Source organism: Microbacterium sp. H1-D42, from assembly GCF_022637555.1.
Classification (GTDB): domain Bacteria; phylum Actinomycetota; class Actinomycetes; order Actinomycetales; family Microbacteriaceae; genus Microbacterium.
Genome location: NZ_CP093342.1, coordinates 506,818 through 527,397, shown reverse-complemented (window position 1 = coordinate 527,397; position 20,580 = coordinate 506,818). Strand labels below are relative to the sequence as shown.

Genomic DNA, 20,580 nt, shown 5'->3' with positions numbered 1-20,580 from the left:
CCTGTCCACAGGCCGCGGCCGCCGATACGGTGGGGGCATGAGCGGACAGGGATCGAAGACGAGGGCCAGTGCCGAGCAGCGCGAGCCGCAGGTGCTGCGATGGGTGTTCTGGCCTGCCGCGGGCATCATCATCGCGTTCGTGCTGTTCACCCTGCTTCTGCCGAACGTCGCAGAGGAAGTGTTCCGAACGATCCAGACCTCGATCGTCAACGCCTTCAACTGGTACTACGTGCTGATCGCGGCGTTCTTCGTCGCGTTCTGTCTGTTCCTGGGATTCAGCCGCTTCGGCGACATCAAACTCGGACGCGATGATGAAGAGCCGGAGTTCTCACTGATCAGCTGGTTCTCGCTGCTGTTCGCGGCCGGCATGGGCATCGGTCTCGTCTTCTACGGTGTCAGCGAGCCGCTCAGCCACTTCACCAACCCGCGCCCCGGGGTCACCGGGACGCCGGAGCAGCTGGCACAGGCGGCACTCGGCCAGACATATCTGCACTGGGGCGTGCACGCCTGGTCGATCTATGTGGTGATCGGACTCGCCCTCGCCTACGCGATCCACCGCCGTCGGCGCCCTGTGTCGATCCGCTGGACGCTCGAACCGCTGCTCGGCAAGCGCGTCGAGGGCGGTTGGGGCCACACGATCGACGTGATCGCGCTGGTGGGAACGCTGTTCGGTGTGGCGACCTCATTGGGCCTTGGTGTGCTGCAGATGAGCGCAGGACTGCATTCGGCGGGGATCGCAGATCCCGACGAGACGACGCAGGTGATCCTGATCCTCGTCATCTCGGTTTTCGTCTTGATGTCGGTGCTGTCCGGCGTGACCAAGGGCATGAAGTGGCTGTCCACGGCCAACCTCATCCTCGCGGGCATCCTGGTGCTGTATCTGCTCGCAGTCGGGCCCACCGAGTTCCTGCTGCGCGACTTCGTGCAGTCGATCGGCTATTACGTGCAGAATTTCGTCGGGCTGTCGTTCAACGTCAGTGCGTTCCAGGGCGAAGCAGGCGAGCAGTGGCAGGCGTCATGGACGTCCTTCTACTGGGGCTGGTGGATCTCGTGGGCGCCGTTCGTCGGCATCTTCATCGCCCGCGTGTCAAAGGGGCGCACCGTGCGCGAGTTCGTGATCGGCGTGATCCTGGTTCCCACGCTGATCGGCATCCTGTGGTTCGCCGTTCTCGGCGGCTCGGCGCTGGCGATGGAGCTCTCCGATCCCGGCACGCTCACCGGGCCGGACGGCGAGGTCGACCTGCAGGGCGCTCTGTTCGCCATGCTGCAGAACGTGCCCGGATCGGGCATCGTGAGCGTCGGCGCGCTGCTCCTGCTCGGCATCTTCTTCATCACGTCGGCGGATTCCGGCGCACTGGTGATGGGCATGATAGCCACCGGCGGCAAGCCCGAGCCGCGGCGCTGGATCCGCACGTTCTTCGTCGTCGCAACGGCCCTGCTGGCGATCTCCCTGCTGCTGGCGGGCGGACTCACGGCGCTGCAGACCGCGGCGATCACGATCGCGCTGCCCTTCAGCGTGGTGATGCTGCTGATCTGCTGGTCGACGGTCGTCGCCTTCACTCGAGAACGGCGCGCGTACGCGAAGGCCGAGCGGGCGGCGTTCATCGATCGGATCGGCGACTACTACGGTCTCGAAGTCGAAGCCCACGATGAGACCGGCGTGCTGGGCTCGCAGCCGCGGTGGATGCGCCGCATCCAGCGCCGCTTCGGCCTGCCGGTGGCGCCGACCGAACCTGTGCGCATCACGTCGGGTGCCCTCGGTCTGGAAAGCAGCGTCGATGCCTCCCCGTCGACACTTGATGTCGATGAACTGGTCGATGAGGACGACCTGGCGGGCCTGGACGACCCGAACGTGCAGGAGCAGGACTCCGGCCCGTTCCTCCGCGACTGACCCCGCCCCCTACTGCGAGAAACCACTTCCCGTCTGAGAAACACGCACACACGTGATGTCTCAGACGGGAAGTGGTTCCTCAGCAGGATGGCGCGAAGCGCCTGGCGTCAGTCGGCCAGGACCAGGCGCAACTGCTCCACCGCCCAGTCGAGCTCAGTGGCGCGGATCACCAGCGGCGGGGCGATGCGGATCGTCTGGCCGTGGGTGTCCTTGACGAGCACGCCGCGCTCGCGCAGCTTCTCGGCGACGTCGCGGCCGGTGCCGATGGCGGGGTCGATGTCGACGCCCGCCCACAGGCCCGCGATGCGCACCGCGGTCACGCCGTGGCCGATCAGAGGCTCGAGAGCGGATGCCAGGTGTGCGCCGAGCACGCGAGCGCGCTCTTGGAACTCGCCGGTCTCCAGCATCGAGACCACCTTCAGGCCGACGGCTGCGGCCAGCGGGTTGCCGCCGAACGTCGAGCCGTGCTCGCCCGGACGGATGACGCCGAGCACATCGCGGTTGCCGACGACCGCCGAGACGGGCAGGATGCCGCCGCCGAGCGCCTTGCCCAGCAGATACAGGTCGGGCACGACGCCCTCGCGGTCGCAGGCGAAGGTCTCGCCGACCCGGCCGAGGCCCGCTTGGATCTCGTCGGCGATGAACAGCACGCCTCGCTCATCGCAGATCTCGCGGATCCGGCGCAGGTAGCCCTCCGGAGGGATGATCACACCGGCCTCGCCCTGGATGGGCTCGACCAGCACCGCGGCGGTCTCGTCGGTGATCGCGTTCGCGATGGCATCCGCGTCTCCGTACGGAACCGTGTCGAAACCCGGCGTGTACGGACCGAAGTCATCGCGCGCCTGATCGTCGTCGCTGAAGCTGACGATCGTGGTGGTGCGGCCGTGGAAGTTGCCCGCGGCGACGACGATGCGGGCCTTGCCGGCAGAGATGCCCTTGACGCGGTAGCCCCACGCGCGGGCCACCTTGATGCCGGTCTCGACCGCCTCGGCGCCGGTGTTCATCGGCAGCACGAGCTCCTTGCCGCACAGGCGTGCGAGCGCGGCGGCGAACGGCTCGAGCTGGTCGTTCATGAAGGCGCGACTGGTGAGGGTGACGCGGCCGAGCTGCGTGGTGAGCGCCTCGACGATCGCCGGATGCCGGTGCCCGAAGTTCACGGCCGAGTAGGCGGCCAGCAGGTCGAGGTAGCGCTTGCCCTCAGCATCCGTCATCCACACGCCCTCGGCATCGGCGATGACGACGGGCAGCGGCGCGTAGTTCTCGGCGACGTGTACTTCGTCTCGCTTCGCTCGCTCAGCAACCGCGTACGTCTCTGTGCCGTCCATGTCAGGCACCCCGCAGTTCGAGCGTGCAGCACTTGATGCCGCCACCGCCGAGCAGCAGCTCGGACAGGTCGACCATGATCGGGTTGTAACCGCGCTCGCGCAGCTGCTTCTCGAATCCTGTGGCGCGCGGCGAGATGATGACGTTGTAGCCATCGCTGGCCGAGTTCAGTCCGAACACGGCGCCGTCGTCGTCGCTGACGAGGATGGCGTCGGGGAACCGCTCGGCGAGCACCTTCTGCGAAGCCTCGTCGAACGCGTGCGGCAGGTAGGCGATGTTGGCGCGCTCGGGGCCGCCGTTCTCGGTGCCCTGCACCGGGTCGAGCACGGCGATGGCGGTGTCGAGGTGGTAGAAGCGCGGATCGACGAGGTTCAGTGAGACGACCTCGCGGCCGAACACCTCGCCCACCTCGCGGTGGCTGTCGCCCGTGGAGCGGAAGCCGGTGCCGGCGAGGATCACATCGCCGACCAGCAGGAAGTCGCCCTCGCCCTCGTTGACCTCTTCTGGCATCACGGTGTCGAAGCCGTTGGCGCGGAACCAGTCGGCGAACGCGGGCGCCTCACCCTGGCGCTCCTCGAAGCGGAACTCGGGCACGTAGGCGCGGCCGCCGATGACGAAGCCGCCGTTCGCGGTGTAGACCATGTCGGGGTAGCCGGCGAGCGGCTCGATCAGCTCGACCTCGTGACCGAGTTCGAGGTACAGGCCGTACAGCTTCTGCCACTGCGCGACGGCCTTGGCGGTGTCGGTCGGGTTGGCCGGCTCCATCCACGGATTGATCTTGTAGCTGACCGTGAAGTGCTCGGGCTTGCACATCAGGTAGCGACGGTGGTGAGCCACGCGGGTCGGCGCGGTCGCGTGGTCGTCGGGGCGGGTCGCGGTTTCAGGCATGGACATGAGTGCTCCTCAGGAAGGTGCGGCGGACGCTGTCCAGGGGCCCAGCGGAAGTTCGACCCGCAACATTGACGGGGAAGATGCACACGAGCACGCCAGGCTCCATTATCTCACGCGATCTTCGGATGCTGAAGATGCGCGGCGGGTCAAGGAATGCCCGCGCTCGGCTGCGATCGTTCGGGTCGCGATTCCTCCCGCTCGGATGCCCGCAGCCGGCGTTCCGGTCGCATTTTGTCCCGCCTTCATCCGGCGCCAGCGGGAAAAATCGCGACGGGAACGGGAAGGCTCCGCGGCTCGAGCGCCGACGCTTCGTCGATCAGGATGCCGCGCGCACGACGACCTTGCCTGCGGCGTGCCCTGATTCGACGTGAGCGAGCGCACCGGCCGCGTCTTTGAACGCGTATTCGCGCTCGATCGCCGGGGTGATCGCCCCCTGCGCGGCGAGCTGCAGCAGCTGCCCGAGGATCCGCGGGTCTGCGGATGCGGCGAGTGCACGGATGCGCCGGGACGATCCGATCGAGAGGAGTGCTCCGCGCAGCATCCGCGGCACCGGACCCAGCACGTGCCCACCGCCACCCGCGACGAGGACGACAGTTCCGCCGGGGCGGATCAGGCGCCGCAGCGTGCGCAGCGGTGTGCCGCCGACGATGTCGATCACGGCGTCGTACCCGTCGGCGGGCAGTGTGGCGAGGTCGATGTTCCGCTCGAACACGCGGGTGGCGCCGAGGCGCTCGATGAGAGTGACGTTGTGGGCCGCGGCGGTGGCGTGCACCTCGGCGCCGCGGAGCCCGGCCAGCTGCACCGCAAAGGTGCCGACCCCGCCGGAGGCGCCGAGGACGAGTACCCTCTGCCCTTCCAACCGATGTCCTTCGCCCACCCGGGCGCGGTCGAGCGCCTGCCAGGCGGTGCCGCCGGCGATGGGGAGACTGGCCGCGACTGCCGCGGCGACGCCGTCTGGTCGTGCCGCCAGTCGCTTCGCGGGTGCGACGGCGAACGGGGCAAGGCCTCCGCCGCCGGGCAGCTCCACCACGACTTCGTCGCCGATGCCAGCATCCGACACCCCGTCACCCAAGGCGACGACGGTTCCGGCGATGTCCATGCCGCGCACCGGATTGCGCGGGTGGGTCAGCCCGAACACCGGGCGTGCCAGCAGCGGATCGCCGAGCATGATGCGCACGTCGCCGGCATTGAGCGCGGTGGCGTGCACCTTCAGCAGCACCTCACCCCGACCGGGCGTCGGCACGTCGCGCTCGACGAGTGCGATGTCGGATGCCGGGCCGTAGCGGTCCTGCGTCCAGGAGGTCATGGTGGTGGTCGTGAGAGTCATTTCAGCCCTCCACTGTCTGCGAAACTTCTGTCTGCGAATCGGGGTATTGGAAGAGGTCATCGAGCGCGACCCCGAAGGCCCGGGCGATCTGGAAGGCCAGCTCGAGCGTCGGCGAGTACTTGCCCTGCTCGATCGCGAGGAGCGTCTGGCGCGTGACGCCGATGCTGCGGGCGAGGTCGGCCTGGGTCAGCCCGGCCGCCTCGCGATGCGCGCGGATGGTGTTGGTGACGAGGGTGGGCTTGACCATCAGATCAGGCCTCGACGGTACGCGATGACGCGGGCGATGCCGCCGACGAGGGACGAGACCGCGAAGCCGAGGAACATGGTCTGCGCGATCCAGAACACGTCGACATTCAGTGCGCACAGCACGATGACGATGAGGCCGGCGATCACCAGGAAGGCGTGCTCGACCCGGCCGCCCAGGTGGGCGATGTCGGTGTCGCGCATGTCGGTCGCCATCGCCCCCTCCTTGTCACGTATGCCGGCGACGATCCCCCAGACGATCGTGATGAGGATCGTAAGCACGATGCCGCCGCCGATGGTCCACAGCATGATCGGCACCCAGGATGCTGCCGGGTCCGGACTCGTCAGCAGCAGCCAGGCGTACACCGCGAACGTGGGGACGGTGGCGATGAGCCCGGCCCAGGCCGCGCGCTCGTTGTAGACCATGACCGCTCCTTCGTGTCAAAGATTCTTTACTCGAAGCAAGCTACGCCTGATGGCGTGCGGTGTCAAGAATCTTTTACATCGAGGGTCATCGGCGCCCAGCCCACGCACACCCGGGAACGCGCTACGTGTAGGCGAACTCAGGCAACGACAGTCGTGGGGTGCGCCAGCGGTGTTCGGGGTCCCACCATGCGGGTCCGCGGATTTCGGGGAGTCCGTGGTTCATGCGGATCTCCCACCCGGAGTACTCCAGGGAGCGGTGGTGCCACCAGCACAGCGGGACGCCGTTGTCGGTGCTGGTCGGTCCACCGTTCGCCCATTCGGCGACGTGGTGGATCTCACACCACGTGGCGGGAACGTGACACCCGGGGATCAGGCATTCCCTGTCGCGGAGGGTGATCGCCCGGCGCTGGTGGACGGTGAAGATCCGGTCGGTGACCGTCATTCCTACGATCCGCCCCTGTTCGGTGAACACCCGCTGGATCGTGCCGGTGCACCCCGCGTGCCGGGCAACGGCCGCACTCACGGGTACGTCCACGCCTGGGATGGTGGCCCAGGAACTATCTGACGACTCCAGGTGCACGACCAGCGTCGGCGCCGCACCACCCAACGACGGCATGTCCGCGTGCCGGGCGGCGATGCCGAGCGCTGCGGCGAGGGCGTCGTGCTGCTTCTGCCCCCGCGTGCGGGTGTCCAGCACGCTGCGCGGGTCGCTGTTGAAGGCGTCCCCGTCGCCGGCGTCGTCCCCGTCGCAGCCCGCACCGCCCGGGCGGTGGTCGTCCTCGTCGTCGGTGGGGTGGAACCTCACACCGTCGGGGATCGGGGGTCCGTCGGTCTTCGGGTTCAACTGCGCATCCAGCAGCAACTGCAACTGGGCGTACGTTTCGGGCAGCAGGTTCCCCCGCAGTGGATACACCCCGTCCCGCATCCGTCCGACCGACAGGAACCGACGCGTCATCGCCCGCTGCTCGGTCGGCTCCGCGCCGTCCGGGTCCAGCCGCAGTGCGATCGCATGCGCGATGGACTTCACGTCCTCCGGCGTCGCCGGGGGCACCCTGTCCCGCGCGTCTTCAGCGTCCGTCCCGTCGGCATCCGTGTCCCCATCATCTGCATCCGCGCCGTCGGTGGCCCCGTCCGTGGCCGCGTACCCGCGCACCACCTCCGCCAGCACCGCATCGGCCCTCCACCGATCCGCCGCACCGATCCGGTCACCGGCCGCCTCGACCGGCCCCGTAGCCGCCAGCAGCCCGGTCACCCCGATCACCCCGTCCAGCATCGCCTGCCGCAGCGCCGGCCACCGTGCCGGCAACCACGTCCCTGACGTCAGCTCGGCCTCACGATGCACGACCCGGCTGGCCCGCACCACTTGCGCCGCCGTGCGGGCATCCACCCGCAGGGTGCGCTGGAGCAGTTCGTTCATGCTCCGGCATCCAACACCATTCGGAAGCCCCACCGGATCCGAGGTCGCCACGGTCTCGACGACCACAGCCTCCACCCGCCGCAACGCATCACCAGCCCGCCTCAGCACCACCATCCGCTCGGCATCAGTGAGAACCGCAAGAGCGTCCGCACCGAGCACCCGATCAAGGTCGGCAACGACCCGATCCAGGAGAGCTTCGGTGCTGTTCATACCCACTATTGAACACGGGGCCACCGACATTGACAGGGCAGAATCCGGCTGATCAGAGAAACTTTCCGAACATTCTCTCGACACCCTTGGCTACCGACACCAAGCATCCATCAAGCGGCATCCGTCACCACCGTTCCGGTCGCAGAATATCCCGCTTGCGCCCACCCCCAACGGGAGAAATTGCGACCGGAACCGCGACGACCAGCACAGACCCTGTCAGATGACGGCAGCGCTCCAGTCGTCGGGATCCCCGAAGCGGTGCGCCGTGATCGAGATCGCCTGCTCGTGCACGAACGGCAGCAGCTCCAGCCGTCCGGCCGAGGTCACCTCGTTGTCGTAGACGGCCAGGTCAGGGTCGCCGCCGACCGCGCGGGCCAGATCCGCGTGCAGCGCGGCGACACCGTCCCGTGCGCCGATCAGGCGCACGCGTCCAGCATCCGCCAGCGACGAATCCTCCACCTCGACGACCGCCGCGTCGCCCCGGCGCGCCATCCGATCGATCCACTCGCCGTCGCTCTCCACCGCGACGAGCACCTCCAGATCGCTGAGCTGCCCGCGCACACCGGCGGGCAGCCCCGTCGGCACCGAGAGCACGAACTGCGCGCCGGATCGGATGCCGGCGAGCACCACCCGCAGCACCTCGTGCAGTCCGGCATCCGCGGTCGCCCGCACGATCACAGGAACGGGTCGATAGCGGAACAGGTTGCGCTCCACCCCCAGCTGCGACACGTCGCGCACCTGGCCGAACTCGCGGTCCCACGCGACAGCATCCGACAGTGCGGCCTGCCGCAGCCACTCGAACTCGTCGAAGTCCAGCGCCGGCTGCGCCGCCTCGATCAGCGTCGAGATGCGCGTGTCGAGCCCACGCAGGTGCAGGGTGCTCGACACCCTGCCGCGCGGCTGCGAGCGCCACGATCCCAACCCGATCAGGTAGTTCGGGCCGCCCGCTTTCGCCCCAGGCCCCACCGACGAGCGCTTCCACCCGCCGAACGGCTGACGCTGCACGATCGCGCCGGTGATGCCACGGTTCACGTACAGGTTGCCCGCCTGCACCTCTGCGAGCCAGAGCTCGAGGTCCACTGGGTCCTGCGTGTGCAGCCCTGCGGTCAGGCCGTAGGCCACGGCATTCTGCAGTTCGATCGCCTCAGACAACGTCGCCGCGTGCATCACTCCCATCATCGGTCCGAAGAACTCCTCCAGGTGCGTCCGCGACCCGGCCCGCACTCCGGCCCGCACCCCTGGACTCCACAGCCGGCCGCTGTCATCCATCGAGCGCGGCCGGATCAGCCACTTCTCGCCGCTCTCGAGAGTGTTCAGCGCCCACGCGAGCTTGCCCTGCGGCTTCTCGATCACCGGTCCGATCTCGGCCGTGGCGTCCGACGGCCACGCGACCCGCATCGACTTCACGGCGTCGACGAGCTGCCGCGCGAAGCGCTTGGAGCGGCCGACCTGCCCGACGAGGATCACCAGCGACGCGGCGGAGCACTTCTGGCCCGCATGCCCGAACGCACTGCGCACGAGGTCGGCGACCGCGAGGTCGAGGTCGGCGCTCGGCGTGATGATGATGGCGTTCTTGCCGCTGGTCTCAGCGAGCAGCGGCAGATCAGGGCGCCACGAGCGGAACAGCGCAGCCGTGTCCCACCCTCCGGTGAGGATGACCCTGTCCACCGCGGCATGTGAGACGAGCTGCTGCCCGAGTTCACGCTCGCCGAGGTCGACGAGTGCGAGCACGTCGCGCGGGACGCCGGCCTGCCACAGCGCCTCGGCGATGACGGCGGCGCAGCGCCGCGCCTGATGTGCCGGCTTGAACACGACGCCGGAGCCGGCGGCGAGCGCGGCCAGCACTCCCCCGGCGGGGATCGCCAGGGGGAAGTTCCACGGCGGGGTGACGACGGTCACCTGCGCCGGCTCGAAGACGGCACCGCTCACGGCGTCGAGTTCGCGGGCGCGACTCGCGTAGTACCTGGCGAAGTCGACGGCCTCGCTGACCTCGATGTCCGCCTCGGCGAAGACCTTGCCCGTCTCGACGGCCGCGATCTCGATCAGATCGCCGCGGCGTGCGGCGAGCGCGGCAGTCGCGCGCAGCAGGATGTCCGCGCGTTCGGATGCCGGGCGCGAGCCCCATTGCGCTCCGGCGGCGCGCACGCGCGAGATGGTCTGCTCCAGCATCCGCTCGTCGTCGATCCGCCCTGCCCGCACCGTCTCGAGCCCGAGCACGCAGGTGTCGGGTTGTGCGACGCGATCGAGGATGCCGCGCGCCCACTCCCGGTTGGCGGCGAGCGCCGCGTCGCTGTCCGGGGTGTTCTCGAAGCCCGGTGCACCGGCGGACGCGGCCGATGCCAGTTCCTGCCGGGCGTACACAGCGGTCTGCAGGAACGGATCGCCGTCATCGCCGAACTCGCCGTCTTCGGCATCCAGGTCTGCACCTGACGAGCCACGTGCGATGCCGAGCACCACGCCGGTGAGATCCTCATCGGCGGCGACAGGGCGCGCGGCCGGCCGCACGGACTCGTGGGCGGGGGCGTTCCGGTCCTGCGTGCGCCGGGATCCGGTCTGCAGAGTGCGATCGCCCATGCGCGCCAGGGAGTCGACGAAGCGCAGCCGCTCCCGCTCGAACAGGGCAGGGTCGTCCGCGAGGTGGAAGGCCGCGGAGAGGAAGTTCGCCTGCGACGCGTTCTCGTCGAGCCTGCGCACCAGATAGCTGATGGCGACGTCGAAATCCGACGGATTCACGACGGGCACGTACAGCAGCACCTCGCCGACCTCTCGGGCGACGGCTGCCACCTGCCCCTGCGCCATGCCGAGCAGCATCTCGAACTCGACGCAGTCGCGCACCTCGCGCTGCCCCGCCAGCAACCACGCGTACGCGATGTCGAACAGGTTGTGCCCGGCGACGCCGATGTGCACTGCTGCCGCGTTCCGGGGTTCGAAGGCGAAATCGAGGCAGCGCAGATAGTTGGCGTCGGTGTCGAGCTTCGTGCTGTACGATGCCTGCGGCCAGCCGTGCATCACCGCATCCACCTTCTCCATCGCGAGGTTCGCGCCCTTCACGAGTCGCACCTTGATGGGCGCCCCGCCGTGCTCGACGCGGTCGCGCGCCCACGCCGACAGCTCCCGCAGCGCCGGCAGTGCGTCAGGCAGATAGGTCTGCAGCACGATGCCCGCCCGCGACCCCACCAGCTGTGGATTCTCGAGGAGGCGCGTGAACACCGCGATTGTCAGATCGAGATCGCGGTACTCCTCCATGTCGAGATTGATGAAGGTGCCGTTCGAGGCGGCGGTGACGTACAGCGGCATCAGCCGCTCCACCACCTGGTCGACCACGTCGTCGAACGCCCACATCGAGATGCGGCTGATGATCGCCGAGACCTTGACCGAGACGTAGTCGACGTCGTCGCGGCGGATGAGATCGTGGATGCCGTCGAGCCGGCGCTTCGCCTCGGCTTCGCCGAGCACGGCCTCACCGAGCAGATTGAGGTTCAGCCGCGACCCCGACGCGCGCAGCTTCTCCAGAGCAGGGCCCAGCTTGTCCGGCCGCGCGTCGACGATGAGATGACCGACCATCTCGCGCAGCACGCGCCGCGCGATCGGGACGGTCGGCACTGGCAGCACCGGGGCGACGACGCCGCCGAGCCGGACGACGCCGCGCAGGTACCAGGGCAGGAATTCCGGTGCGAGTGGTGCGACCCGGTGCAGATTGGATGCTGCCGCGGAGGCGCTCTCGGGACGCATCACCCCGTCGACGAAGCCGAGGGTGAAGGGCAGCCCAGCCGGGTCCTGCAGCACTCCGGCGAGCCGCTGCGCCGCCGGATCGACGTCTTCCTGTGCGGCCTCGTGCACCCAGCGGGCGGCCAGCTGCACAGCGGCGTCGGCGAGGCCGGATTCGACGGGAGATGACGAGGGCGCTGCCATGACTCCACCCTAGGTGCGCGCCTACGCCCCTGGCAGGAGATCCGCCGCGCGTATCGGTGGCGGCACGGCACGGCAGCGGTGCCGGGGCATCCTATGCTGATCTCGTGACAGCCACGCCGCCCACTGCGCCCGCGGGCCGCCGTGCGTTCGGGTGGAGCCGTCGGATGCTGGATCGCGTCCCCACCCCGTGGCTGATCACCGGAGGCACCGGCGCCGCTCTTGCGCTCACGGCCGCCTTCGGCGGGTTGAACGGCGTGTCCGAGCCGCAGATCCCCGAGCTGACGGTCGGCGAGTCGTTCAGCGGGTCCGACCTGCTGATGACCGTCATCGGCGTGGAGCTCAGCGATGAGCGCGCCGGCAGCGGCGTGTATCCCGATGCGGAGAAGGGTGAGCGCGTCCTGACGGTCATCCTCGACGTCACGAACGAATTCACCGCGCCGCGCACGGCCGCGTCGGGCGGCGCGGACTCCCCCGTCGTCGACGGCATCACGATCGAAGGGGTGACGACGACGCCGCCCGGCCTCGCGCGCGCGGACGACGGCACGTACGGCATCCACCTGCAGCCCGATGTTCCGGTGCGCATCGTGGCGTCGTGGGTCGTCGGAGCAGAAGACGTGCAGGACGGCGACGAGGTGCGGATCACCCTTCCAGACTCGACCCACGGTGTCGGGCAGGCGATCACGATGGGCGACTACTGGAGCGACCCCGTCATCGGCGCGTACGTCACCGCCGAGGTCGACGAGGTGGAGGTGCCATGACGATCTCGAAGCGCGCAGTGCGCACGCACGTGGTGACATGGGGCACCACCGCAGCGCTGCTGGCCGGGGCGTGGGTTCTGAACGCCGTGGCACTGCCCGAGAATGCCCCGCAGACGGGCATCGTCGTGGCGGGCGAGGCCGGTGCGCCGACCTCGACCCGCAACCTCGTCGTCACGGTCGATGATGTGCGTGCGGCGCGATCGGTGGCGGATGCTGACGGCTGGACAGCCGAGGGAACCTGGCTGATCGTGGACATCAGTGCCCAGGCGATCGACACGCAGGTCGGCGCACGTCTCGGTCTCGCCGACCTCGTGATCGGAGAGCGCACGTTCCGTGCGACCGAGCGCGGACAGACGTTCTCAGAGGCGAAGCTGGTGCCGGGTGTGCCGCGCAGCGGCAGCCTCGCCTTCGAGCTGCCACCCGATGCGCTGGCGGGCGATGCCGTGCTGCGCTTCTCACCGGTCGCCTTCCCGAACCTCGACGGGATGATCGAGATCCCGGTCGACCTCGACGCGGTGCCGATCGAGACGCAGGTCACGCTGCGTGCGACGGACTGGACGAAGGGTCCGGAGGCGACGCAGTGATGACGATTCCCACTCCGCCGTCCGCCCCGGCCGAAGACGCAGCATTGCAGACTCCGCGCCCCCGCGGCTGGTGGCGCCGCAACGGCATCGCCCTCGCCGTGATCGCGGTCGTGGCACCTGCACTGGCGGGGTTCCTGTGGTGGGACGGCTGGAACGCGTTCTACGGCCATGGGGCGCGCCCTGTCGCGGCGATCGCGGCCGATGCCGGCGGCACAGTGCGGATGAGCGGCACGACTTTCGGGCCGATCCAGACCGGCATCGCGAAGGACACCTCTGGCATGAACCTGCCGGATGGCACGACGTTCCACATCGCGATCGTGGATGTCGATCCGCAGGAGCCGATCACCCCTGAGGGCACCGACCCCGCAGACGTCCGCTTCGTCAGCTGCACGGCCCCGGTGCTGGTGCAGCAGAGCACCGGGCGGCAGTGGACGCCGCTGCGCGCCGAGGTGGGCGTGCCGTACTCCAGCGATGAGCCCGAGACCTGCAACAGTCAGGCGGAGGGCCCCTACAAGCTGGTGGTCGGGTTCGTCGTGCCTGACGACGTCGAGGGTCCGTTCTGGCTCGACGTCGACCCAGCGGGCGACGGCAGATTCATCAGGTTCTCGGTCGAGTCCTGACCGGCGGCCAGCCCACTGGCATCCACTTCGGCATCCACCTCACTGGCACCCACCTCACTGGCACCCGACGCCTTCTCGTGCTGCCTGCGCAGCTGCCCGAGCGTCGCGTCGTACGCGCCGGCGACCACAGCGATACGCAACGGCTCGATGATCAGCAGCGGCAGCATCGACACGAGCGGCAGCGCGATGCTCCAGAACACGACGTCGTGCGGGCCGATGAGTCGGGTGATGCCGAACTGCAGGTAGGTCTCGAGCGTCTTCACCCCGATGTAGAGAAACGCGTATGAGGCGATCAGCACGGGGCCGGCGCGCCACATCAGCGCGAACGCCCGTCCGATCGGTGCGAAGCGGCCGGTGACTTGGCCGCTGAGATCCTTCATGCGGCGCATGGTGCCGGCGGGGACGACCTCGGTCTGCTTGCGCAGCCGCTCGACGAACGCGATCTCGACGGTCAGCCGCTCGGCGACGATCGCCTGCCCGTAGACGACGCCGGCGACGGTCAGCCAGGCCAGTGGCGCCAGCAGGATGGGGCCGGCCAGTCCGACGAGCCACAGCACGCCGTCCCACAACCACGCCAGCGGCGCGATGGCGTCCAGCAGATCGGTGCGCATCTGCTCGAAGGCGACAACGGCGGTGCGCGTGTCGATCCAGCCCTGCACCTTGTCGGTGATGTCGCCGATGACGAGCACCGAGAAGAACACCCAGACGATCTCGAAGTACACCGCCAGCGACGCAAGCCACCCTGGCAGCCTCGACGACCAGCGTGCCCACACCCAGCGGGCGGCGAAGGCGACGACGATGATGGCGATCGTCCAGATCGAGATGGGCACGTTGATGCCGGTGTCGATGTTGTCGATCGGCGCGTCATCCAGCGACAGCCAGACCCGATCGGTGAACTCCTGCATCGCGCGGGCGAGGTAGGCGTTGACATCCTCGCGCAGCATCCCCTGCGCCCAGTAGATGGCGACGAAGGGGAGGATGCTGGCCAGCAGCGCCGAGAGGAAGCTGCGGCGCCGCTCGCGTGGCGAGTCCGGCAGCGGGGCGATCGCGCCGAGCTCTGCAAGGCTCTCGCGCAGCACGACGAACATGGCGACCATGCTGACCAGTCGCGCGAGCACGGCGATGGGCAGGACGAGGAAGCCGAGGGTGGCGGAGTAGGCACCGACGAAGCCCGCGACCTCGATCACCAGCGCGTGCACCAGCAGTCCGCCGAGGTACCACGCCAGAAGAACCGGCCAGTGCCTCAGCAGGCTCCGGCCGGTCGAGATCAGGATCGCCCGCACGCGACTAACGTACCGTGATCGGCACCGCCGGCCTGATCAGTTCCAGGTGCTCGGCGCCGGCGCCTTGGTGGGCGGGAGGGCGGCGGCGGCTGTGCTCGGATGGTCGTCGGCTCGGCGCGCCGTACCGGCTAGACTCGGCGCACAACGCCGGGACGATCGCCGTGCGGCACAGCTGCGGGGAGATCCGTGCAGGAAGTCATGAAGTGGGCAGTCGTGTTCACCTCGATCGTCGGCTCCGCGCTCGCGATGGGCCTGCATCCGATGCTCTACGGCGCGACCACGGCCATGCTCGCGGGCGGGGGCAGATTCGCAGCGCGCCTCGCCTGTCTGCTCGGCGGTCTCGCATTCGGGGCGACAGCGATGTTCGCGCTTCTGCACATCGTGAATCCCACGACGTACATCGACACGCTGCGCGGCGACCTCGATCACGCAGCGCTCAACCGCTGGGTCGACCTGTACTCCGGGATCGCACTCCTCGTGATCGCCGCGCTGGTGCTCTGGTGGCGCCTGGCCAGTCCGGTCCTCGAGCCCAAGCCGCACAAGCGGCCGAACCTCAGCGCCGCCGCGTACAGCTATTTCGGGATCGGCATCAGCTGCGCCGTCGTCGGACTCACCACCTGGCCGCTGATGTACCTGGTCACTCGCACCGTCACCGCGGCGAGCGAGCATGCCGCGATACGGGGCGGGATGTTCCTGGTCTTCCTGATCGCACTGGTCGCCCCCTTCGTGGTCCTGGCCTGGCTGTGGACGCGCAACCCTGTCGTCGCCGGCCGGATATCGGCCGTCTACACCCGCGCCCTCCGCTACGACTATCGGGGGATCCTCGCCGTGCTGTGCGCAGGTGCGGGCCTCGTTCTGATCGCGCTCGCCGCGCTTCGGCTGGCGTGAGACCCGACGTCACATCAGTTTGGTCGACTCGAGCGCCCTGGTCAGGTCGTTGTTGATCTTGAGCACCGGCAGGCGCAGCACGAGGCCGATCAGCAGCGTCGGCACGAGGAAGAGCGCCAGTATCCCGAGCGAGATCCAGTAATCCCCCTGGTAGATGCCGGCGATCGCCGCACGGACCGCGTCCGTCGCGTGCGTCACCGGAAGCCATGGACTGATGTTCTGGAACCACTGCGGCAGCACGGCCAGAGGGTACGCCCCACCACCCGCGGAGATCTGCACGACCAGCAGGAACACCGCCAGCGCCTTGCCCGCCTCGCCGAACGAGAGCACCAGCGTATAGGTGATCAGCGAGAAGACGAAGGACATCACCCACCCCGCCAGCAGCAGGAGCACCGGATGCGCGGGCTGCACGCCCACGAACCCCATCAGGCCCAGATAGACCAACGAGCTCTGCAGCAGTGCGAGGATCGCGAAGATCCCGTAGCGACCGATGTACTCCTGATACTTCGTCAGGTTCGTGCCTGCTGGCAGCGCGTCGTAGGCGACGTCGGTGCGAATCAGCACCGACAGCAGCAGGGCGCCGACCCAGAGGCCGAGAACGGAGTAGAACGGCGCCATCTGAGCACCGAAGGTGTCGACCTTGTAGACGGCGATGCGCTCCAGACCCACCGGCGTCGTCAACTCGCCGGCGAGCACGTCAGGATTGGCTCCGATGAGCTCCGTCACCTCAGACAGATCACCGCTGTCGACCGCGGCCTGAAGTGCCGTGGAGAGTTCGCCGAACAGTGTCGAGAGCTCACGGAGATCCTGCGCGATCCCGTCCGTCGTCTGCTCGGTCTGCGTCAGGAACACCAGCAGCGAGTCGGAGCCCCCGGAGAGCGTGGCGGCCGCGGAGTCGAGGTCGCGACCGATCTGCCCGAAGCCGCTGTCGATCCTGTCGAGAGAACCGGCGAGCCGGTCCAGTTCAGGGCGCAGTGTTCCGTCGTAGGCTCCACGGGCACCGTCCAGACTCGCACGCGCCTCGTCGGCGAGCGAGACGATCTCGCCACGAGTGGTCCCCATGCCCGCGTTCGTGGTCTCGAGCTGAGACACGGCACCGTCGAGGCCCGTCTTGAGCTCCTGCTGCCGGTCGATGGCTCCGTCGAGCCTGGTGACGACCAGCTCGAGGGCCTCCTGCACCGCGGGGTCGGTCGTGGAATCCGCCTGAGCCTGCAGGTCGTCACGGAGCTGGGTGTACTTTGCGATCTGTCCGTCGACACCCGTGCTCGCGGTTCTCAACAGCGCCGTGGCGCTCTTGGACTGCGCCACGAACGACGCATCCAGCGCAGACACCTGATCGATAAGGTCCTTGTAGCTTGCCGACGTGTCCCTCAGCGCCGCCGAGATCGTCGAGGTGGCGGAGCCCAGGACGGACTTCAGCGACTCCGCGGCTCCCGCGCCCGAGCCGATCGCACCGGAGGCACTGCGGACGGCATCGCGCGTCGCATCCGTCAGCGACGATGCCCCGGCCACCAGCGACCTGCTCGACCCGATCAGGGAGCCGAACATCTCCAGAGTCGTCGCGGTGGAGTCCAGCGTGGTCGCGGCTGTCACCACGCTCGAGTCCAGACGCTGCAGCGCATCGCGCGATGCATCCGATCCGGCGTACTCGGCCACGGACGAGATCAGGGCGAGCCCGACCTCGTTGAGCGTCTTCGTGAACGTCGAGTTGATGGTGGTGGAGACGTCGGAAGCCGCTTCCTGGGTGATCTTCGGCGAAAGCGCGTTCTTCTTCTCGTTGGAGTAGTACTCGATCTGCGCCTGCTGCGCCCCAGGCGAGAGGAAGGTCATCATGTCGCGGCTGAATGAGCTGGGCAGCACGAGTGCAGCATAGTAATCCCCCGCTTTGGTGCCCTCGATCGCCTGTTCCTCACTGGTGAACACCCAGTCCAGGTCGGAGTTCGCGCGCAGGTTCGCGATGACCTGCTCACCGACATTGATCTTCATTGGGAACAGATCACTCTGGTACCCGTCATCGGAGTTCGCCACCGCGACCTTCAGGTTCTTCACGTTGCCGAACGGGTCCCAGCTCGAGAGCACGTTGAACCAGGCGAAGAAGGAGGGCAGCACGATGACGCCGAACAGCACGACGATGGCGATCGAGTTGTGACGGATCATCCGCATGTCGCGACGGAAGATGACCGAGATGTTCTTCATGGCGGTCAGACCTCCGCGTCCAGTTTGCCGAGTTCAGCGTTCGCATGCGTGGCGCGCTCCTCGCGGGCGAGCTTCGCCTTCAGCTGCTCGGTGTCGAGGCCCTCCACCTGCTGCGCGAAGTGGTTGGTCTGCTTGAGGTACTCGAGCGTGATGACCGCCGCCATCACCAGCAGGCACAGGACCCCCCACAGCGCCAGAACAGTCGCCTTCGCGTCGGGGACCAGCCATGCGAACAGTGCGAGCAGCGCCGTGCATGACACACCGACCAGCAGCGTCAGCCGCAGGATGCTCAGGTGATGTCGGTCCATCCATTCCGCCCGTTCGGCGACCTTCGCACGGAATGCCTCACGGTTGGTCAGCGCCTGCACGAGCTGTGTCACCCGACGTCGTGACCCGAGCACCTGGACGTTCTCGCTCACGAAGAGGTTCGTCTCGCCGAGCTTGCGGTTCATCAGGCGGGCGAAGTTCCCCAGCCGCTGTCGGAAGAACAGGCCCAGCACGGCCGCGAGCACGGCGAACAGCGCCAGCACCCCGACGAACCGCCAGTAGTCCCATTGGTAGAAGCCGCCGATGGTCTCGCGAAGCGCGTCGATGCCGTAGGTGAACGGGAAGATCGGGAAGAGCGCGCGGAAGAACTCCGGCATCATCTGGATCGGATAGATCCCCGACGCACCGGGTATCTGCATGATCACGAGCAGAACAGCTATTCCCTTGCCGATGTATCCGAATGACACCGCCAGCGCGTAGATCACCGCCATGTACACGAAGCCGATGAACACGCTGGTGGCCACGAACGCGACCGGGTTGATCATCTGAACGCCGATCACGATGTTGCCGACGCTCACCAGAACCGCCTGGAAGAAGTTGATCAGCGCGACCAGCATCCACCGACCGAGGTAGGCCTGGCGCACCGTGAGATTCTTGATCCCCTCGGTGTCGACCTCCTGTTTGAGAAGCACCACGAGCACGAAGGCGCCGATCCACAGCGAGAGGTTCGTGAACAGCGGCGCCATCGCCGATCCGTACGTGGGCACGGGGAAGACGATCTTCTCCTTGACCAGCACCGGTGAATCCATGAACTTGGCGATCTTGTCAGGATCGAGCCCCGTGAGCGCCTGCACCTTGTCCAGCAGGTCAGCTGAGCTGAGCGCACTCACATCCGCATACACGTCATACAGATTCCGCTCGACGCCGGCCAGACTCGAGTCCAGCGACTCACTGGCCGTGCCGGCCTCCTTCAGCTGCGTGTCGAGCTCGTCGAGCAGACCCACGGCCTGCGCGACCAGAGACTTCTGCGCATCGAGCGCCGCCGAGAAGCCACCCGCGCTCGCCGACAGCGCATTCATCGAGCGGTTGATGTCGGGCAGCGTCCTCAGCAGCACGTCGCCGACCGCATTCGCGGCCTGTGCGGTCTCGCCGACCGCCGCGTTGATCGCATCCGAGGATGCTTGCACGCGCTCGACGACATTCGACACGTCGCCGTTGAGCTGCGTCAGCTGGGCGAGCACGGCCTCATCCTGATCGATGTGCGCTCGCAGGCGTTCCAGCGCCTCGCTCAGGGAGTCGTACAGCGGGTCCGTCGGATCGACCGTGTCACGCAGCGCTTCGAGTCGTTCCACCGCCTGCTCGGCCGCCTTGAGCACACCTTCGACATCGCCGATCGCCGTGGCGATCTCGACGTTCGCACTGTTGGCACCTGCCGCCAGCGTCGACAACCGCTGGTTCAGCTTGCCCGAGATCTGAGAGAGCTGCGCGGAGCCGGCGGTGAAGGAATGCGTCACCGCGTTCGTGAAGTCGATCAGACCGCTCTGCACGTCGGAGACGATCGCCTGGGCGTCCGCGATCGCCGCCTGCACCTCGGGGATGGTCGACTCGATGCGCTGCAGGGCGCTTCGCGCGTCAGCCAGCGCGGTCTCGCCGCTGGAAAGGCTCGCCTCGATCTCAGCCAGACCCGCCCGGGCACCCGCGACCTGCTCGCTCGCCTCGGACAGCGAGGTGAGCGACTCATCGCGGGCACCGACCAGGCGGTCGCCCAGCGAGACGCCGGCACCCTCCAGCGCCTCGGCGACCTTCTGCGCGACCGTGGAGACGAACGTCGAGTTGATCTGCGTCTCGAGAGTCGTGGCCCCCACATCGGTGATCTTCGGGGCGATCGCGTTCGCCTTCTCGTTGACGTAGTACTCGAGCTTCGGCTCGACGAAGTCGCCGGTGGCGATGCTGAGCAGGTCCCGGCTGAACTCTGCGGGGATGACGATCGTCGCGTAGACCTCGCCCGACTCGACCGCCGTCATCGCGGCGTCCTTGCCGAGGAACTGCCACCCGAGCTGGTCGTTCTCCTTGAGCTGAGCCACGACCTGATCGCCGACGCGCAGGTCGCCGGTGAGTTCGGACGTCGCCCCCTCATCGAGGTTGACGACGGCGACCTTCACTTCCTTCGTGTCGGAGTACGGATCCCAGAACGCGATGATGTTCACCCACGCGTACAGCGCAGGGATGATGATGAGCCCGATCAGGATCACCACGGCCTGCGGGACGCGAAGGATCCTTCGCAAATCCCGCCCAGCCACTGCCACCACGTTGTGCATCCCTGCTCCCCCTCAAGACCATCGCG

Annotated in this window: 15 protein-coding genes; 5 read left to right on the top strand and 10 right to left on the bottom strand. The window is 68.0% G+C overall.

From position 1 onward, the window contains the following. Nucleotides 1-37: 37 nt before the first annotated feature. Nucleotides 38-1,891, top strand: coding sequence for a BCCT family transporter (locus tag MNR00_RS02435; RefSeq protein ID WP_241927590.1), 1,854 nt, complete (start codon nucleotides 38-40; stop codon nucleotides 1,889-1,891). A 107-nt stretch (nucleotides 1,892-1,998) separates the two neighbouring features. Here MNR00_RS02435 and rocD read toward each other — a convergent pair whose 3' ends face one another. The 7 genes from rocD to MNR00_RS02400 form a co-directional block, all read right to left on the bottom strand. Then, a complete protein-coding gene (gene rocD, locus MNR00_RS02430) occupies nucleotides 1,999-3,216 on the bottom strand; it encodes an ornithine--oxo-acid transaminase (protein ID WP_241927589.1) in 1,218 nt (405 codons plus the stop codon). A gap of 1 nt (nucleotide 3,217) precedes the next feature. Further along, a complete protein-coding gene (gene ddaH / locus MNR00_RS02425) occupies nucleotides 3,218-4,102 on the bottom strand; it encodes a dimethylargininase (RefSeq protein ID WP_241928742.1) in 885 nt (294 codons plus the stop codon). Between the two features lie 319 nt (nucleotides 4,103-4,421). Further along, nucleotides 4,422-5,432, bottom strand: coding sequence for an NAD(P)-dependent alcohol dehydrogenase (locus MNR00_RS02420; RefSeq protein ID WP_241927588.1), 1,011 nt, complete (start codon nucleotides 5,430-5,432; stop codon nucleotides 4,422-4,424). 1 nt (nucleotide 5,433) lies between these two features. Next, on the bottom strand, nucleotides 5,434-5,679 hold the full coding sequence (locus MNR00_RS02415; protein ID WP_241927587.1) for a helix-turn-helix transcriptional regulator: 246 nt from the start codon (nucleotides 5,677-5,679) through the stop codon (nucleotides 5,434-5,436). Continuing rightward, nucleotides 5,679-6,101: a hypothetical protein gene (locus tag MNR00_RS02410; protein ID WP_241927586.1), complete on the bottom strand. Its 423-nt coding sequence runs from the start codon at nucleotides 6,099-6,101 to the stop codon at nucleotides 5,679-5,681. Before MNR00_RS02410 ends, MNR00_RS02415 begins: the two co-directional genes overlap by 1 nt. Nucleotides 6,102-6,222: 121 nt before the next feature. Beyond that, a complete protein-coding gene (locus tag MNR00_RS02405; RefSeq protein ID WP_241928741.1) occupies nucleotides 6,223-7,632 on the bottom strand; it encodes an HNH endonuclease signature motif containing protein in 1,410 nt (469 codons plus the stop codon). Nucleotides 7,633-7,944: 312 nt separating this feature from the next. Next, complete coding sequence (locus MNR00_RS02400; protein ID WP_241927585.1) at nucleotides 7,945-11,640, bottom strand: bifunctional proline dehydrogenase/L-glutamate gamma-semialdehyde dehydrogenase; 3,696 nt, start codon at nucleotides 11,638-11,640, stop codon at nucleotides 7,945-7,947. Between the two features lie 104 nt (nucleotides 11,641-11,744). Here MNR00_RS02400 and MNR00_RS02395 point away from each other — a divergent pair, with 104 nt between their 5' ends. From MNR00_RS02395 to MNR00_RS02385, 3 genes are read left to right on the top strand one after another with little or no spacing between them, the layout of a single operon-like run. Further along, entirely contained in the window at nucleotides 11,745-12,398 is a 654-nt protein-coding gene (locus tag MNR00_RS02395) for a hypothetical protein (protein ID WP_241927584.1), read from the top strand. After that, nucleotides 12,395-12,982 carry a DUF4352 domain-containing protein gene (locus MNR00_RS02390; RefSeq protein ID WP_241927583.1) on the top strand — a complete coding sequence of 196 codons (588 nt, stop codon included), beginning with the start codon at nucleotides 12,395-12,397 and terminating at the stop codon, nucleotides 12,980-12,982. The genes MNR00_RS02395 and MNR00_RS02390 overlap by 4 nt, the downstream gene beginning before the upstream one ends. Beyond that, nucleotides 12,982-13,602 carry a tetratricopeptide repeat protein gene (locus MNR00_RS02385; protein WP_241927582.1) on the top strand — a complete coding sequence of 207 codons (621 nt, stop codon included), beginning with the start codon at nucleotides 12,982-12,984 and terminating at the stop codon, nucleotides 13,600-13,602. Before MNR00_RS02390 ends, MNR00_RS02385 begins: the two co-directional genes overlap by 1 nt. Here the strand turns inward: MNR00_RS02385 and MNR00_RS02380 are convergent. Further along, nucleotides 13,491-14,885 carry a hypothetical protein gene (locus MNR00_RS02380; protein ID WP_241927581.1) on the bottom strand — a complete coding sequence of 465 codons (1,395 nt, stop codon included), beginning with the start codon at nucleotides 14,883-14,885 and terminating at the stop codon, nucleotides 13,491-13,493. The genes MNR00_RS02385 and MNR00_RS02380 overlap by 112 nt on opposite strands. 198 nt (nucleotides 14,886-15,083) lie before the next feature. On the opposite strand from MNR00_RS02380, the gene MNR00_RS02375 reads away from it, so the two are divergent. Continuing rightward, nucleotides 15,084-15,773 (top strand): hypothetical protein, encoded by a 690-nt coding sequence (locus MNR00_RS02375; RefSeq protein WP_241927580.1) that lies wholly within the window; start codon nucleotides 15,084-15,086, stop codon nucleotides 15,771-15,773. A gap of 9 nt (nucleotides 15,774-15,782) precedes the next feature. Here MNR00_RS02375 and MNR00_RS02370 read toward each other — a convergent pair whose 3' ends face one another. Both MNR00_RS02370 and MNR00_RS02365 read right to left on the bottom strand, forming a co-directional pair. Next, entirely contained in the window at nucleotides 15,783-17,969 is a 2,187-nt protein-coding gene (locus MNR00_RS02370; protein ID WP_241927579.1) for a YhgE/Pip domain-containing protein, read from the bottom strand. A 5-nt stretch (nucleotides 17,970-17,974) separates the two neighbouring features. Then, the gene (locus tag MNR00_RS02365) at nucleotides 17,975-20,491 is read right to left on the bottom strand and encodes a YhgE/Pip domain-containing protein (RefSeq protein ID WP_241927578.1); all 2,517 of its coding nucleotides are present in this window, start codon (nucleotides 20,489-20,491) and stop codon (nucleotides 17,975-17,977) included. Between the last annotated feature and the right edge of the window lie 89 nt (nucleotides 20,492-20,580).